Annotated in this window: 14 protein-coding genes; all 14 read left to right on the top strand. The window is 43.3% G+C overall.

The genetic code is table 11. The annotated features are described in order from the left end of the window. The first annotated feature begins 401 nt into the window (after positions 1-401). The 14 genes from NLX73_RS10170 (at position 402) to ligA (ending at position 15,529) form a co-directional block, all read left to right on the top strand. The gene (locus NLX73_RS10170) at positions 402-1,403 is read left to right on the top strand and encodes a glycosyltransferase family 2 protein (RefSeq protein WP_254326070.1); all 1,002 of its coding nucleotides are present in this window, start codon (positions 402-404) and stop codon (positions 1,401-1,403) included. Continuing rightward, on the top strand, positions 1,333-1,794 hold the full coding sequence (locus NLX73_RS25120) for a GtrA family protein (protein WP_367997097.1): 462 nt from the start codon (positions 1,333-1,335) through the stop codon (positions 1,792-1,794). The genes NLX73_RS10170 and NLX73_RS25120 overlap by 71 nt, the downstream gene beginning before the upstream one ends. Positions 1,795-1,806: 12 nt before the next feature. After that, a complete protein-coding gene (locus NLX73_RS10165; RefSeq protein WP_254326069.1) occupies positions 1,807-2,550 on the top strand; it encodes a sugar phosphate nucleotidyltransferase in 744 nt (247 codons plus the stop codon). Positions 2,551-2,587: 37 nt separating this feature from the next. Next, entirely contained in the window at positions 2,588-3,136 is a 549-nt protein-coding gene (gene rfbC, locus NLX73_RS10160; protein ID WP_254326068.1) for a dTDP-4-dehydrorhamnose 3,5-epimerase, read from the top strand. A gap of 96 nt (positions 3,137-3,232) precedes the next feature. Then, a complete protein-coding gene (rfbB, locus tag NLX73_RS10155) occupies positions 3,233-4,252 on the top strand; it encodes a dTDP-glucose 4,6-dehydratase (protein WP_254326067.1) in 1,020 nt (339 codons plus the stop codon). A gap of 1 nt (position 4,253) precedes the next feature. Continuing rightward, positions 4,254-5,123 carry a dTDP-4-dehydrorhamnose reductase gene (rfbD, locus tag NLX73_RS10150; RefSeq protein WP_254326066.1) on the top strand — a complete coding sequence of 290 codons (870 nt, stop codon included), beginning with the start codon at positions 4,254-4,256 and terminating at the stop codon, positions 5,121-5,123. A 264-nt stretch (positions 5,124-5,387) separates the two neighbouring features. After that, the gene (locus NLX73_RS10145; protein ID WP_254326065.1) at positions 5,388-6,350 is read left to right on the top strand and encodes a glycosyltransferase family 2 protein; all 963 of its coding nucleotides are present in this window, start codon (positions 5,388-5,390) and stop codon (positions 6,348-6,350) included. Between the two features lie 121 nt (positions 6,351-6,471). Further along, positions 6,472-6,564, top strand: coding sequence for a putative holin-like toxin (locus NLX73_RS25115; RefSeq protein ID WP_219727884.1), 93 nt, complete (start codon positions 6,472-6,474; stop codon positions 6,562-6,564). A gap of 371 nt (positions 6,565-6,935) precedes the next feature. Next, a complete protein-coding gene (locus tag NLX73_RS10140; protein WP_254326064.1) occupies positions 6,936-7,844 on the top strand; it encodes a glycosyltransferase family 2 protein in 909 nt (302 codons plus the stop codon). After that, entirely contained in the window at positions 7,841-9,241 is a 1,401-nt protein-coding gene (locus tag NLX73_RS10135; protein ID WP_061831729.1) for an undecaprenyl-phosphate glucose phosphotransferase, read from the top strand. The genes NLX73_RS10140 and NLX73_RS10135 overlap by 4 nt, the downstream gene beginning before the upstream one ends. A 106-nt stretch (positions 9,242-9,347) precedes the next feature. Continuing rightward, entirely contained in the window at positions 9,348-10,220 is an 873-nt protein-coding gene (locus tag NLX73_RS10130; protein ID WP_254326063.1) for a phosphatidylinositol-specific phospholipase C/glycerophosphodiester phosphodiesterase family protein, read from the top strand. A gap of 144 nt (positions 10,221-10,364) precedes the next feature. Then, entirely contained in the window at positions 10,365-11,057 is a 693-nt protein-coding gene (pcrB, locus tag NLX73_RS10125) for a heptaprenylglyceryl phosphate synthase (RefSeq protein ID WP_480281627.1), read from the top strand. A 41-nt stretch (positions 11,058-11,098) separates the two neighbouring features. Beyond that, on the top strand, positions 11,099-13,423 hold the full coding sequence (gene pcrA / locus NLX73_RS10120; RefSeq protein ID WP_254326062.1) for a DNA helicase PcrA: 2,325 nt from the start codon (positions 11,099-11,101) through the stop codon (positions 13,421-13,423). 90 nt (positions 13,424-13,513) lie between these two features. Next, positions 13,514-15,529 (top strand): NAD-dependent DNA ligase LigA, encoded by a 2,016-nt coding sequence (gene ligA / locus NLX73_RS10115; RefSeq protein ID WP_254326061.1) that lies wholly within the window; start codon positions 13,514-13,516, stop codon positions 15,527-15,529. The last annotated feature ends 414 nt before the right edge of the window (positions 15,530-15,943 follow it).

Raw genomic sequence — 15,943 nt, 5'->3', positions numbered from 1 at the left:
TCTTGTTAATGGAAAACCTGTAGAGTAATACAAATAATCTTGCCTTGGCTTGGAACATCCTTTTTCAATGATTAGGAAAATAAATTATTTTTAATGCTGCTTGCATATGAAGTGCAGTAACTAAAATAAAAAGCTATATGTATGTTTTTGTTTTAAATGGAAGTTGCTGCAGTCCCGTTGACTAGAGGAACCCTTGAGGGGGAAGGTCACTATCACGGGGTCTTTTTATGAGCTATTGTATAGTATATATTTTTTATCCATATAAAAATCCTTCCATTGGATTTAGACAGGTGGATGCCTGGAACTCCCATTGGAGGATTTTTGTTTTTAGCCTATGATGTTACTTGTTATAGTAAATAGATGTTTATTTACTCAAATAGATTGATTTTAAGGAGATTATTATGAATCAACTAACTATTTCATTAATAGTTCCAATGTATAATGAAGAAGATAATATCGATTTATTTTATAATAAAATTTCTCAAGTTATGAACTTGAACAACTATAATTACGAAATAGTTTGTATTAACGATGGTAGTAAAGATAGAACTTTAGAAAAGTTGAAGTTGCTCGCAGAAAATGATCATCATATTAAAGTTATCGAATTGTCTAGGAATTTTGGTAAAGAAATTGCAATGTCTGCGGGGTTAAAATATTCTAAAGGTGATGTAGTAGTCCCAATTGATGCAGATCTTCAGGATCCTCCTGAAGTTATTCCTGAAATGGTCAAAAAATGGAGTGAAGGGTACGATGTAGTATATGCTACTAGATTGAAAAGAGATGGTGAAACATTCTTAAAAAAAACAACAGCTCACCTTTTCTACAGGTTTATGAAAAAAATTACCCGAGTGGACATACCAGCTGATACAGGAGATTTTCGCCTAATGTCACGACAAGTTGTTGATGAGATAAACCGCTTACCAGAACACCATCGTTTTATGAAAGGATTATTTAGTTGGGTAGGCTTTAGACAGACGAGTATTGAATATAATAGAGAACCTAGATATGCTGGTAAAACCAGTTTTAATTATTGGAAGCTTTGGAACTTCGCTATTGAAGGAATCACCTCTTTTAGCTTTGCCCCTCTCCAAGTTGCAATGTATTTAGGCTTTACTATATCAATTTTGTCACTTTTGTATGCTGGGTTTCTAATTATTAGAACGCTTTTAGGTATTGAGACAGTGCCCGGGTATCCTTCTTTGATGGTAGCAATTTTGTTTTTTGGAGGCGTCCAGTTAATAACTCTTGGCATTATTGGCGAATATGTAGGTCGTATTTATAACGAAACTAAAAGAAGGCCTCTTTATATAGTTAAAGAAGAGATTAATTTCAATGATAATTTTATTTATACAGAGTCAATTTATTCTGATAGAGAGGTTGCATCTACAAAAGATGATATTTAACAATAGCTTTACAAGGTATCTTTTAGTGGGGATTATTAACACTCTTATTGGGTTATCGGCAATTTATTTATTTTATAATGTATTTTCCTTAAATTACTGGATTTCTACTAGTATTGGTAATGCTATAGGCATGATAAGCAGTTTTATATTGAATAGAAGATTTACATTTAAATCAGATGTATCTATTCTAAAGAGTTCTATAAAATTCATAGCTGTGAGTGTAACATCTTATTGTATTGCTTATTACTTAGGTTACTTACTAATCTTAATATTTGAAGGTGCTAGTCTTCCTATAAATAGAACAGTATATAATAATTTATCTATATTGTTCTCCTCAGGTTTATATACTATTTTAGGGTATATAGGAAACAGAAAAATTTCATTTAAGTAGAGGGGTGTTATCATGAAAGGTATAATTCTTGCGGGCGGGACTGGTTCTCGCCTTTTTCCTTTAACCAAGGTAACCAATAAGCATTTGCTTCCTGTCGGTAAGTATCCCATGATCTTTCATTCCATATATAAGCTGAAAAAAGCTGATATTACGGACATCCTTATTGTAACAGGTAAAGAACACATGGGGGATGTTGTAAATCTGCTTGGAAGCGGTCGTGATATGGGCGTAACCTTTACATATAAGGTACAGGACGAAGCGGGTGGCATTGCGCAGGCGTTAGATCTGGCAGAGCATTTCGTTGGCAAAGATCAAATGGTCGTCATTTTGGGGGACAATGTGTTTGAGGATGATATCTCTCCGTTTGTGCAAAATTTTCGTAAACAGAATGTTGGTGCTAAATTATTATTGCAAAAGGTCCATGATCCGCAGCGATTTGGTGTGGCAGAAATTCAAAATCAACGTATTCTATCTATAGAAGAAAAACCTCAGATGCCTAAAAGCGATTATGCAGTTACGGGCATTTACATGTTTGATCATAATGTTTTTAATATTGTGAAAACCCTAAAACCTTCGACACGTGGAGAATTGGAGATTACAGACGTTAATAATGCGTATATTGCTAACGGAACATTGACCTATGATATTCTTCAAGGTTGGTGGACGGATGCAGGAACGCATACTTCGCTTGCCAGAGCAAATGAACTCTCGCAAAAGATTATATTTGGTGAGGAATTTGGCAAGTTAAAGTTGTAAAGCAAAGTTTCACAGCATTGAGGGAAGGACGTATAGCATGAAGGTGATACCTTTAAGGTTGGCAGGCGCCAATGTAATAGAGCCAATTGTTCATGGTGATCAACGTGGTTTTTTTATGGAAAGTTATAATCAACAGGTTATGCAAGATGAGGGGATGACCCATACATTTGTTCAGGATAACCAATCCCTTTCTGTTGACGCAGGAGTTATACGTGGTTTGCATTATCAATTAAATCCGAAAGCACAAACGAAACTTATCAGGGTACTCACAGGTGCTATCTATGATGTGATTTTGGACATTCGAAAAAGTTCTCCTACGTTTGGGCAATGGATGAGTGTCATTCTAAGTGAGTATAATCATCGCCAGTTACTGGTACCTAAGGGCTTTGCTCATGGTTTTTGTACGCTTGTTCCAAATACTCAGGTGTTGTATAAGGTTGATGAATATTACTCTCCTATGCACGACAGAGGGATACTGTGGAATGACCCTAAATTGAGTATTGACTGGCCTACCTCCAAGGCGATACTGTCAGAGAAGGATAGACAGCAGCCGGTTCTGACAGATGCAGAAATTAATTTTGATTAGAAGCTAGTACAAATTATTACTTTGTATGCTTTTGAGTTAAGAAAATGAGTCAGAAGTCTAATATACTTTAGACATTGCTCAGCTTAGGAGGTCTGTATGAAACTTCTTGTTACCGGTGGGGCCGGATTTATAGGCAGTAACTTTGTATTGTATATGCTTAAACAGCATCCAGATTATGAAATTGTAAATATAGATGCTCTTACCTATGCAGGTAACCTGGAAAATTTGAAATCCATTGAAAATAACCCCAAGCATAGCTTCATCAAGGCAGATATCACTGATACTCAAGCGATTGACCAGCTGATGCAGCAGGGAATTGATGTGGTGGTTAATTTTGCAGCGGAGTCACATGTGGATCGGAGTATTCTGGAACCGGAAGTGTTTGTGAAAACAAACGTATTGGGTACGCAAGTGCTACTGGACGCGGCCAAGAAATATAACGTGGCCAAGTTTGTACAGGTATCAACAGATGAGGTGTATGGATCTTTGGGAGAAACAGGCTTGTTTACGGAGGAAACTCCGTTGCAGCCTAATAGTCCTTATTCTGCATCCAAGGCAGGCGGCGATCTGCTAGTTCGTGCATATCATGAAACCTTCGGTTTACCAGTGAACATCACGCGTTGTTCTAACAACTACGGTCCATATCAGTTTCCTGAAAAATTGATCCCGCTAATGATCTCACGTGCATTGAGCGACCAACAGCTACCTGTATACGGGGATGGCTTGAACATTCGCGACTGGTTGTATGTAGAGGATCATTGCAGCGCAATTGATCTAGTCATTCATCAGGGTAAACTGGGTGAAGTATACAATATCGGGGGAAATAACGAGCGGACAAATGTGCATATCGTCAAAACTGTATTAGAGGAGCTGGGTAAGCCAGAATCTCTGATTTCGTATGTGCAGGATCGTCCAGGACATGACCGCCGTTATGGCATTGATCCAACGAAGACCATGAATGAGCTGGGCTGGAAGCCAAAGCACTCTTTTGAAACCGGCATTAAAGAAACGATTCGCTGGTATTTAGACAACGAAGAATGGTGGACTCGTATTCAATCCGGCGAATACCAACACTACTATGCTAAACAGTACGGTTCCCGCTTGGGGGATGCGTAAAATGAAGGTATTGGTTACTGGAGCATCCGGTCAACTTGGTAAAGATGTAGTAAAGGTTTTTCAGGAGCAAGGACATGATGTCCTGGGTTACGATCGCGAACAATTAGATATCACGGATTTGGAGCAGGCTGTGAAGATCGTGGAACAGTACCAACCTGATGCCGTAATCCACTGTGCAGCGTATACGGCTGTGGATGCAGCGGAGACCGATGTAGACGGGGCTTATCAAGTCAACGCGGTAGGCACACGTAATATGGTACTGGCTGCGGAAAAGGTAGGAGCCAAGCTAGTTTATATCAGCACAGATTATGTGTTCGATGGAACGGCAAAGCAGCCATATCATGAGTACGATAATACCAATCCGCAGAGTATCTACGGAAAGTCCAAACGGGCGGGAGAGGTATTGACCCAAACACTTTCCTCTAGGTATTTTATTGTTCGTACATCTTGGGTATATGGATTGCATGGGAACAATTTTGTCAAAACGATGCTGAAGCTTGGACAGGAGAAGCCGCTCCTCCAGGTAGTGAATGATCAGAAGGGTTCACCTACCTATACGGTGGATCTGGCACGCTTTTTGGCGAAATTGATTCAAACGGAGAAGTACGGCGTATACCATGCATCCAATAGCGGCTCCTGTACCTGGTATGAATTTACGCAAGCTATTTTACAGGATGCAGCGGAAATATTAGATGCCAAGATCACAGCGAAATTGGAGCCATGCAGCACAGAGCAATTCCCCAGACCAGCAGCGCGGCCACGTAATTCTGTTATGGAGCATGTAGCGATTCGAACCAATGGATTGAATGATTTGCGCGACTGGCGTGAGGGATTGCGTGATTTTATACAGAATTATTGCAGTCAATCATAAGGAAGATTTTACTGTGCACCTAAAAGCTTAGAAATAGGCCTAACTTCAAATATATTTGGTCTCAATAATCATTTGAAAAAGTCGAGTTCATACTCGGCTTTTTTGTTTTATTGAAACATTTTCCATATCACTGCGTCTATTGTGGTATATAACAATCTATAGACTGTAGCAGCTCTTTGAAATTATGCTGGTTTGCTCTATGATAGGAATAAGAACATCTGGAGTAAATACGCCAAAATCTCATAAACGAGGAACATGAAATCTATGATTAAATCCGTAAGTGTTCATATTGTAACGTATAACAGTGAAAAAGATATCCAAGAGTGCTTAGAGGCTGTCAGCAAGCAAAGCTACCCCCTACAAGCAGTGGTTATCATAGATAATCAATCCAAGGATCAGACAGAGGAACAAGTTAAAGAAATAGCGCATTTGTTTGGTTCAAAATTCAAGTTTGTCTCTAATGTCCAAAATGTTGGTTTTGCCCCTGGCCATAATCAAGCAATAGCGTTGAACGATACGGACTATGTGCTAGTACTTAACCCAGACGTTACTATAGAACCTGATTACATTGAGCGCCTGGTTGCAGTGATGGAGCATAATCAGCGTATAGGCAGCGCTACAGGTCAATTGCTGCGTAAAGCGAACCGGGAGATGATAGATAGCACGGGTATTGTTATGAATTCAGCCAGAAGAGCTTTTGATCGAGGAGCAGGAGAGCCTTCAGTTCAGTGGTCAGAGTCAGGAAAGGTATTTGGTGTTTCAGGCGCAGCAGCTTTGTATTCACGGCGAATGATTAATGACATTGGTCTAAATGGTGAGTTTTTTGATGAAAGCTTTTTTGCATACAAAGAAGATGTAGATGTAGCTTGGCGAGCAGCCTTGCTCGGCTGGGAAGCTTACTATGATGCTAGAGCAATAGCCTACCATGAACGTGGTTGGAAGGAAACGAGTCGTACATCCCAATCGTTGTTTGTGAGAAGACTTTCATATATTAATCGTTATAAAATGATGTATAAAAATGATACTTTCTCTGAATGGATGAGAAATATTATTTTTCTCCTTTCATATGAGATAGCAAGTAATCTGTATTTTCTTTTCAGAGAGCCCAAAGTACTTGTAGCTTGGAAGACTTTTTTTAAAGAACTGCCCAAGCTTAGGGGGAAAAGAAGGCAACTTAGAAAGAAGATTACCCTTCGTCATCATCAAAATAAATCAAAAGCTCAATAATACATTGAATTTATCAAAATACCATCGAATGCGTGTTCCTTTATGGAAAAATATAGTATAATTGAAACGTGCAACCGATAGAGCTGCCAAGGGCGGTCGGCTAACTCTCCCGAGGAGGGGGGTGAAGCCTGTGACAGTGTTTGAGGCGCTCAGTTTAATGCTGACGTTCGGGGCGTTAATCGTCACACTGTTAGAGTTTAACAAACGAAAATAGACCGCCCCCGCAAGGAAGGGTCTATTTTCGGCCTGATTGTTCCAAAACCGTCCGCTCTTGGAGCGTTGGTTGCGCAGGGGCTGGCTGGCACCAGCCCTTTTTCCATGTATATCTTACCACGATGAATTTTAGACCTCAACCGAGGATTTTACAAAAATCTAATAAACGACTTCCAATGAACTATATATAGATCGAAATGGTTTCGTTTGTCTATATTTGCACTTTGGAGCGACTGGAATCGAATTTTTTGAAATTTTGCTAACTATGTAAGGTTACAAGTTATGTGCTTTTTTGCGCCCCGTGGTCTGCGCGGTATGCTATAATAGGCGATAGTAGAATAGATTACTGAATTTGTCAGGAGCGTTTTAAATATGGATGTAAGCATACTGGTCGTCAACTATAATACGTGTCGATTGACGCTGGATTGTTTGCAATCGGTGTATGCGTCAAACTCGCAGTACCGATATGAAGTGATTGTGATTGATAATCACTCTAGTGACGGATCTGTTGAGGCTATTCGTGCTGCATACCCGGAGATTACGTTGATAGCCAATAAGAATAATACAGGTTTTGCCAAGGCGAACAACCAGGGGATGGAAGTAGCCAGCGGGCGTTATGTATTGTTATTGAACTCCGATACGTTGGTGCAACCGGACACGCTGGATATAATGATTCAGTTTATGGATACGCATCCGGAGATGGGAGCAACGGGCTGTAAGGTCATCTTGCCGGATGGATCATTAGACAAGGCTTGTAAGCGAGGATTTCCAACGCCGTCAGCTTCTTTTTACTACGCTTTCGGCTGGTCGAAGCGTTACCCGGATAACCCGAAGTACAATCAATATCAGCTTGGGCATCTAAGCCCGGACGATGAGTATCCTGTAGATGTACTGGTAGGTGCTTTTATGCTGGTGCGCCGAGAGACAATTGACCAGGTTGGTGGCTTGGACGAAACCTTTTTTATGTATGGTGAGGATATTGACTGGTGTTACCGGATTAAGCAAGCCGGGTGGGGCATTTACTACTACCCGCGCACATATATTATTCATATCAAAGGGGGCAGCGCTCGCCGTCGTCCTTTGAAAATTATTTATGAGTTTCATAGAGCTATGTGGGTATTTCATCGTAAGCATTATAAACAGCAATATAGTTGGATCACCAATATGGCTGTATATGCAGGAATTACCGTAAAATTTGGAATGGCCTTTCTAAAAAATAAGTTGTCCGCACCGGTCAAGCCGGACAGCGGGGAACAATCTCGTACTGAGGTGAAAGCATGATACGCAGAAATCAGCGTTTTTTAACCCAATTATATATTGTGGCGGATTTCGCGGTCATTCAGTTGTCCTTTCTGATCGCTTGGTTTTTCAAATTTGAAAGTGAATGGATCACCTATAAAGAACCGCTTCCTATTCAAGTATATGGAGGCTGGAGCTTAATCTACGGCCTGATTGCTGTAGTGCTAGGAATGCTATTCTCGCTCTATTCGCCCAAACGCAAAAAGCGGTTTGCAGATGACGTATTCCGCGTCACCCAAATTCATATTGTTGGCCTGTTCGTGCTGTTGAGTGTGATGTTCTTCGTGAAGCAAATCGACATCTCGCGGTCCTATCTGGCGATCTATATGGTTGGGAATGTGCTGCTTATTTTGTTTTACCGGTTCTTTTTGAAGCAAGTTCTTAAAGCTCTCCGTCAAAAAGGGTACAACAAGCAGTTCATGCTTATTCTCGGGGCGGGTACTCTAGGCCAACGATTTTATCATAATCTTGGACAGTATCCTGATCTAGGATACGAGGTCGTGGGTTTTCTGGATGATAAGCGGCATTGGAGTGAAGAGGAAGCGGCGCATTTCCGCCCGATTCTTGGAGGCTTAGATCAATTGGAGGCTACGCTGTCGCGTCTGATGATTGACGAGGTCATTCTGGCGCTTCCGCTGGATGCCCATGATAAGTACCCCAAGATTATCAACATGTGTGAAAAGGCTGGAGTGCGCACGCTTATAATCCCCGACTTTTTCGATTATTTGCCGGCTCGTCCGTACTTTGATAACTTTGCAGGTATGCCGATGATTAATGTACGGGATATTCCACTGGATGTGGCGGGGAATCGATTGTTTAAGCGTCTATTCGATATTTTATTCTCTTTATTCGCGATTCTTCTGACGTCTCCGATCATGCTGGCAGTGGCGATTGGTGTAATGATCACATCCAGAGGGCCCATCATTTTTAAGCAGGAGCGGGTGGGCTTGAATCGTCGCACCTTCCGAATGTACAAATTTCGTTCGATGAAGGTGTTACCTCCTGGAACTGAAGATACGGGCTGGACGACTGCTAATGACCCAAGACGCACACGTTTTGGTACTTTTATTCGTAAAACGAGTCTCGACGAGCTACCTCAATTTTTCAACGTTCTGCTGGGTGATATGAGTGTCGTTGGTCCACGCCCAGAACGCCCCTATTATGTGGATCAGTTTCGTGAGGAAATTCCAAAATACATGGTGAAGCATCATGTTCGTCCTGGAATCACAGGCTGGGCACAGAGCAACGGGTTGCGTGGAGATACATCTATTGAGGAACGGATTAAGCATGACATCTTCTATATTGAGAACTGGTCGCTCTTATTCGATATTAAAATTATTTTCCGCACGATTCGCAACGGTTTCAAGAACGCGTATTAATACAGAAGCACCCTTCGGTTTAGCCGGAGGGTGCTTTTGCGTCTGGCAGTTGTTTTGAGCATGCGTATGTGGGGTATTGACCTGTACGAAAAGGATGTGACACCCCATGAAACGATTGATTGTTGCGGTTATTCTTTTAATGTTAATCGGCACATTTTTACTGGCATACAAAGGAAAATCTACAGAAGAACATACTGGCTTTACCGCGCACCGTGTGATTTCGCATGCCATGGGAGCCGTTGATGGTTTGGCCTATACTAATGCGCGTGAAGCGTTTGTGGAAAATTATAAAAAAGGCAGCCGCGTATTCGAGGTCGACCTGATGTTTACATCGGATGGACAATTGGTGGCGCGCCATGAATGGACAGAATCTTTTACAGAGCAAATGCAACAGGAACATGCAGTTGCTACGGAACAGGGCGGAAAACCTTGGAGCTATCATCAATTTAAGAACACCCCCATACACGGTTCCTATACCCCAGTAGATTGGAAGGATGTATTGGATTTATTGGAAACATACCCGGATGCTTATATTGTGACCGATACGAAAGAACAGGACCCTGCCCAAATCAAACAGTTGTTTGCGCAACTGACTCGTCAGGCACAGGAGAAAAACCCCGAGCTTTTGTCCCGTATTGTTCCTCAAATTTATAATGAAGAAATGTTGCGAACGTTACGAAGTATTTATCCTTACCCATCCATTATATATACGCTCTATGCCACAGAAGATAAGGACGACCAGATCATTCGATTTGTACAACAAAATGATATAACGGCAGTAACTTTACCAGAGAATCGGGTGAGTGGAGCTTTAGTGGAAAGTTTGCGTCAGGCAGGGGCGGTGTGCTACGTAAATACCATTAATGAGTTGAAGGATGCGGCTGAGTATGAACAGATGGGTGTACGAGGTTTCTATACAGATATTTTAACGGAAAAAGAACTTAGTGAACGCAGTTGGTTGTATGCGTTACGACCATGAGTTGTCTGAACGGGGTGTTCCCATTTGATACGAACATTGACACCTTTTAAGCACTATCATAGACTTAGCATAGAACGCTTTTGGATATTGGAATTCGGCTCGCCTGGATCATGACAAAAGCAATGAATGCTGGAGGAATGTGTGTTGGCAGATTCAATTCAATCATGGAGGCATGTGTTTAAGCTTGATCCTGACAAGGAACTGGATGATGGTGCGCTTGACGCCGTGTGTATGTCTGGTACGGATGCGATTATGGTAGGAGGTTCCTCAGGTATTACCTATGAAAATACGGTGGATTTGCTGTCACGAGTTCGGCGTTATGAGGTGCCGTGTGTGCTTGAGGTGTCCGATCTGGAGGCTGTTGTGCCGGGGTTTGATCTATATATGATTCCCATGGTACTAAATACCACTGACAGTAATTGGATTCTAGGGCAGCACCAACGTGCGATTGAACAGTTTGGTTATATGATCCCGTGGGATTTGCTTGTGGCGGAAGGATATATTGTTTTGAACGGTGATTCTACGGTTGCTAAGCTTACCGGAGCAGATACTTCGCTGGGTGCTACATCAGCCGCCTCATATGCACAGATTGCTGACAAGCTCATGCATCTACCGATTGTATATGTGGAATATAGCGGTGCTTTTGGGGATATGGAGCTGGTGCAGAAAATACATCGCAGTACGGAGCGCTCTCGTGTCCTATACGGGGGAGGTATCGTGGATAAATCTACCGCGTTACAAGCGGCTGCTGTTTGTGACACCATTGTAGTAGGAAACATCATTTATCGTGACTTGGCGAAAGCGCTGGAGACGGTAGCTGTGAAATTGGAAGTATAGAACGTGAATTTATGGAAGCTCAGGGAAAGGAGCATGCACGCATGCAATCAATAGATATACACGAGGCGGTAGCTCGCCTTAATCCGCCTCAGCGTCAGGCGGTGGAGGCGGTAGATGGTCCACTGCTGATTATGGCTGGCGCAGGCAGTGGTAAAACACGGGTACTCACGCACCGAATAGCCTACCTCATCGCGACCCGCAAGACGGCTCCATGGGGCATTTTGGCGATTACCTTTACGAACAAGGCCGCGCGTGAGATGCAGGATCGCGTATCCAAGCTGATTGGCCCGCAGGGAAGAGATGTGTGGGTATCCACCTTCCACTCGATGTGTGTGCGTATTTTACGTCGGGATATCGAGCGGATTGGATTTACCTCGAATTTCAGCATTTTGGATTCTACGGATCAATTGTCTGTCATTCGGAGCTGCATGAAGGATCTGAATATAGACACCAAAAAGTTTGAGCCCAAAGCGGTTCAGTCTATGATGAGTACGGCTAAAAATGAACTGGTCACTCCCGAAATGTATGAACGCAAGATTGGCGACTATTTTGAGGGGATTGTGGCGAAGGTATATACCAAGTACCAACAACGACTCAAAAATAACAACTCTCTTGATTTTGATGATTTGATCATGGCAACGATTCAGCTTTTTAAAGAAGTACCTGAGGTACTGGATTTCTATCAGAAAAAATTCCAATACATTCATGTTGATGAATATCAGGATACGAACCGTGCGCAGTACATGCTGTGCAAAATGCTGGCCGACAAGCATCACCGGATTTGCGTAGTAGGTGACAGTGACCAATCCATCTATCGGTGGCGGGGTGCGGATATTAGCAACATTTTGAATTTTGAAGAGGACTACCCGGAAGCGCGCACCATTTTGCTGGAGCAGAACTACCGGTCCACCTCAAATATTCTCAATGCTGCCAACGAAGTGATTGGTCAAAATACAGGCCGCAAGCCGAAAAAACTATGGACTGACAAAGAAGGCGGAGCCAAGATTAAAGTTTATCGTGCTGACTCTGAGCATGATGAGGGCTACTTTATCGCCTCCGAAATTCATAAGAATATTAATGCGGGCAAAACCTATAGCCATCATGCCATTTTGTACCGTACGAATGCTCAGTCTCGGGTTGTCGAGGAAATTTTGATTAAATCGGATATTCCTTACCAGATCGTGGGCGGTATCAAGTTCTATGATCGGAAGGAAATTAAGGATTTGCTGGCGTATCTTCGCCTGCTCTCCAATCCTGACGACGACATCAGCTTGATCCGAATCATTAATGTGCCAAAACGAAGCATCGGAGACACAACCGTCGGCAAATTGCAGGCAGCTGCAGCAGAACGGGGAGTTTCAATTTTCCGTGTCCTTCAAGTTGTAGACGATTTGGGCTTTGCAGGACGTACGCGCAATGCGTTGGTAGAGTTTTACGATATGATCGAAGGTTTAAGTCGGATGGTAGACTACCTGTCGGTTACCGAGTTAACAGAAAAAATGCTGGAAACCACCCAGTATCGCTTGGAGCTGCAAAACGAGAATACACTCGAGTCACGCTCACGTTTGGAGAATATTGATGAGTTCCTGTCGGTAACCATGGAATTTGAAAAAGGAGCGGAAGACAAGTCACTCGTCTCCTTCCTGACCGACCTTGCGCTGATTGCCGATATTGATTCCATGAATGACGATGAAGAAGAGCAAAGCGATGCGGTTGTATTGATGACCATGCATAGCGCCAAAGGATTGGAGTTTCCCATCGTATTTATTGTCGGTATGGAGGAGGGAGTATTCCCTCATAGTCGTGCCTTTCTGGATAACGAAGAGCTGGAGGAAGAGCGCAGATTGGCGTATGTCGGGATCACCCGTGCAGAGGAGCAACTGTTCCTTACATGCGCACAGATGCGCACTCTGTTTGGCCGCACCACAGCTAACCCGCCTTCCCGCTTTCTCGAAGAGATTCCGGACGAGTTAAAAGAGGATACGATCATCAAACGTGACCGCTACCGTCGTTCAGGCAATGTAGGCGGATCTTATGGTGGGCGCGGACTGAATAAAGGTAGTGGCAGCAACTTTGGTGGAGAACGCTCGTTTGATACGATGAGCCGTAGTGGTTCGTCCGCTTCCGCGTCACCCCGAGTAACAGTAACGACATCTTCATCCGCGAAACCCACTCCGGCTGCTTTGGCAGGAGGTCCCTCCATTTTTGCTGCTGGAGACAAGGTACAGCATGGTAAATGGGGGATTGGAACTATTGTAGCTGTAAAAGGGACGGGCAATGATATGGAGCTTCAAATTGCTTTCCCGGCTCCAGTAGGGGTTAAACGACTGTTAGCTGGCTTTGCACCGATTACAAAAGTAGAATAAATTTCAAACATCATTAAATCTCGAACCTCATGAGTGGCAGCTTGGCTTAGGACCTCTGCCCTGATGAAGTTCCCGGAGGGATACGCCTGCATGAACCCAATGCACAGGATGGAGCAGCTTGTTGCTGAACTGAACACATATAACTATCATTACTACACACTGGATGAACCCAAGATCAGCGACAAAGAATATGATGTGCTTTATGACGAGCTGGTAGCGCTTGAACAGACGAGCGGTCTTGTGCTGCCGGATTCGCCGACACAGCGTGTGGGCGGGGAGTTACTCAAAGGGTTCACACCGCATCGCCACCTTGCCCCATTATGGAGCCTTGATAAAGCTCAGAATATGGAACAGCTGCGTGCATGGAACGCGCGTGTCGTGAAGCTGGTCAATGATTACAATACCAAGAACCCAGAGCAACCTTTGCCATCTCCAGGTTATGCGATAGAACTTAAATTTGATGGTCTAACGCTGAACCTGACGTATACTGATGGACAGCTGGTACAGGCTTCTACCCGCGGTAATGGCGTGGTGGGTGAGGGAATACTGGCACAGGTGAAGACGATTAAATCCGTGCCACTTACAATTCCTTTTCGAAATGGAACAATTGAAGTACAGGGAGAAGGGATAATGAATCTCTCTGTACTGTCCAAATATAATGAGACTGCCGCTGACCCTCTTAAAAACGCACGCAACGCCGCAGCTGGCGCTTTGCGTAACTTGAATCCCAAAGTGACAGCAGAACGGCGATTGAATGCATTTTTCTACAATGTGGGTTATGCAGACCGTATCCAGTTTAACAGCCACCAGGAAATGATGACTTTCCTGCGTGAAAATCATTTTAAGGTAAACCCTTACCTGACTTACTTTGATAATTTTGAAGATGTAATGGAGCAACTGATTGAGATTGAAGAATCTCGTGCCGGATTGGATTACCTCATTGATGGGGCAGTATTGAAAATTACAGATATGCGCACACGTGAGGCTCTCGGGTATACCGATAAATTCCCGCGCTGGGCGGTGGCCTATAAGTTCGAAGCCGAGGAAACAACAACGGTGCTTAACTCGGTTGAGTGGAATGTAGGACGAACGGGTAAAATCACCCCACTTGCAAGGGTAGAGCCGGTAGAACTGGCGGGAGTCACTGTACAAAATTGTACACTGAACAATGCTGGTGACATCGAGCGCAAAAACCTGAAGTTTGCTTTGGGTGCACGTGTGTTTATCCGTCGCTCAAACGATGTCATTCCGGAGATATTAGGAAAGGTAACATCTGAGCACGACGGAGAGGAAATTGTCGTACCAGATCATTGTCCAGCCTGCGGGTTTCCGTTGCAGCAGCGAGGTGCCCATTTATTTTGCGACAATAAGCTGGGTTGTAAACCACAAATTGTAGCTCGTATTTCCCATTTTGCTTCACGTGATGCTATGGATATTGAGACATTCAGTGACAAAACGGCCATACAGCTGCATGACGAACTGGAAGTGCGCGAGCCTGCGGATCTGTATACACTCCAATATGATGATCTTGTGAAGCTGGAGCGGTTTGGTGAGAAAAAGGCCAGTAACCTCTTGGCGGCACTTGAAAAGAGTAAAGAGAGAGATTTGGCTTCTTTCCTTTATGCTCTGGGTATACCGAATACCGGTAAAGCAACAACACGCATGTTGGCTGAACACTACCGTGATTTGCACAAGACGATGTCCGCTACGGTGGAAGAACTGATAGAACTACCGGATGTGGGCGGGATTGTAGCCGAAAGCATTGTTGCTTTCTTTGCAGATCCATTTACTCAGGCGGGAATTGAGAAGATGCTGTCTCTAGGGGTGAAAGCTCAGGCCCCTGAAGCTCCGCAGGAGAAGAAGACAGACAGCTTTTTCAGTGGCAAAACGGTCGTGCTTACAGGTACCTTGCATCAGCTTACGCGTGACGAAGCTGCATCCAAGCTGGAGGCGCTGGGAGCCAAAGTTGCGGGGGCTGTATCGAAAAAGACGGATCTAGTCATAGCTGGTGAAAAGGCTGGGAGTAAGCTGGCTAAGGCCCAACAGCTCGGAATTGACACCATAGAAGATGAGGATGAATTTATCAGACTGCTGGAACAAGAATAATAGTTTTGCAATGAGTGCAGTCATTCCGCTCTGGGGCGGGGTGGCTGCCTTATTATCTGTTGTATAGTAGGAAATAAAATAGATATAAATAAATGCTTGCTAAATAACTTTAGGTATGATATATTATTAGACGTTGCTTTGAGAGTATCATTTCTTGAAGCGAGGTTGCTGAAAAGATAATCGAAAAAAAAGATTTGACAAGAAATCAACTAGCATGATATGATCTAATTCCTGGCTCGTTGAACGAACGAGAACAGACAAGTTCTTTGAAAACTGAACAAATGGATGATGAAACAAAGATTTCTTCTTTTATAAAGAAGAATCGCTAGCATTAAAAATGAGCTTATCGCTCTTTCTATAAACCAACTTCGGTTGGTCTTTAATGGAGAGTTTGATCCTGGCTCAGGACGAACG

The organism is Paenibacillus sp. CH40, assembly GCF_024213605.1.
Taxonomy (GTDB): domain Bacteria; phylum Bacillota; class Bacilli; order Paenibacillales; family Paenibacillaceae; genus Paenibacillus; species Paenibacillus polymyxa_B.
The sequence above is the reverse complement of the archived record's forward strand: the minus strand, read 5'-3'. Positions and strand labels throughout refer to the sequence as shown.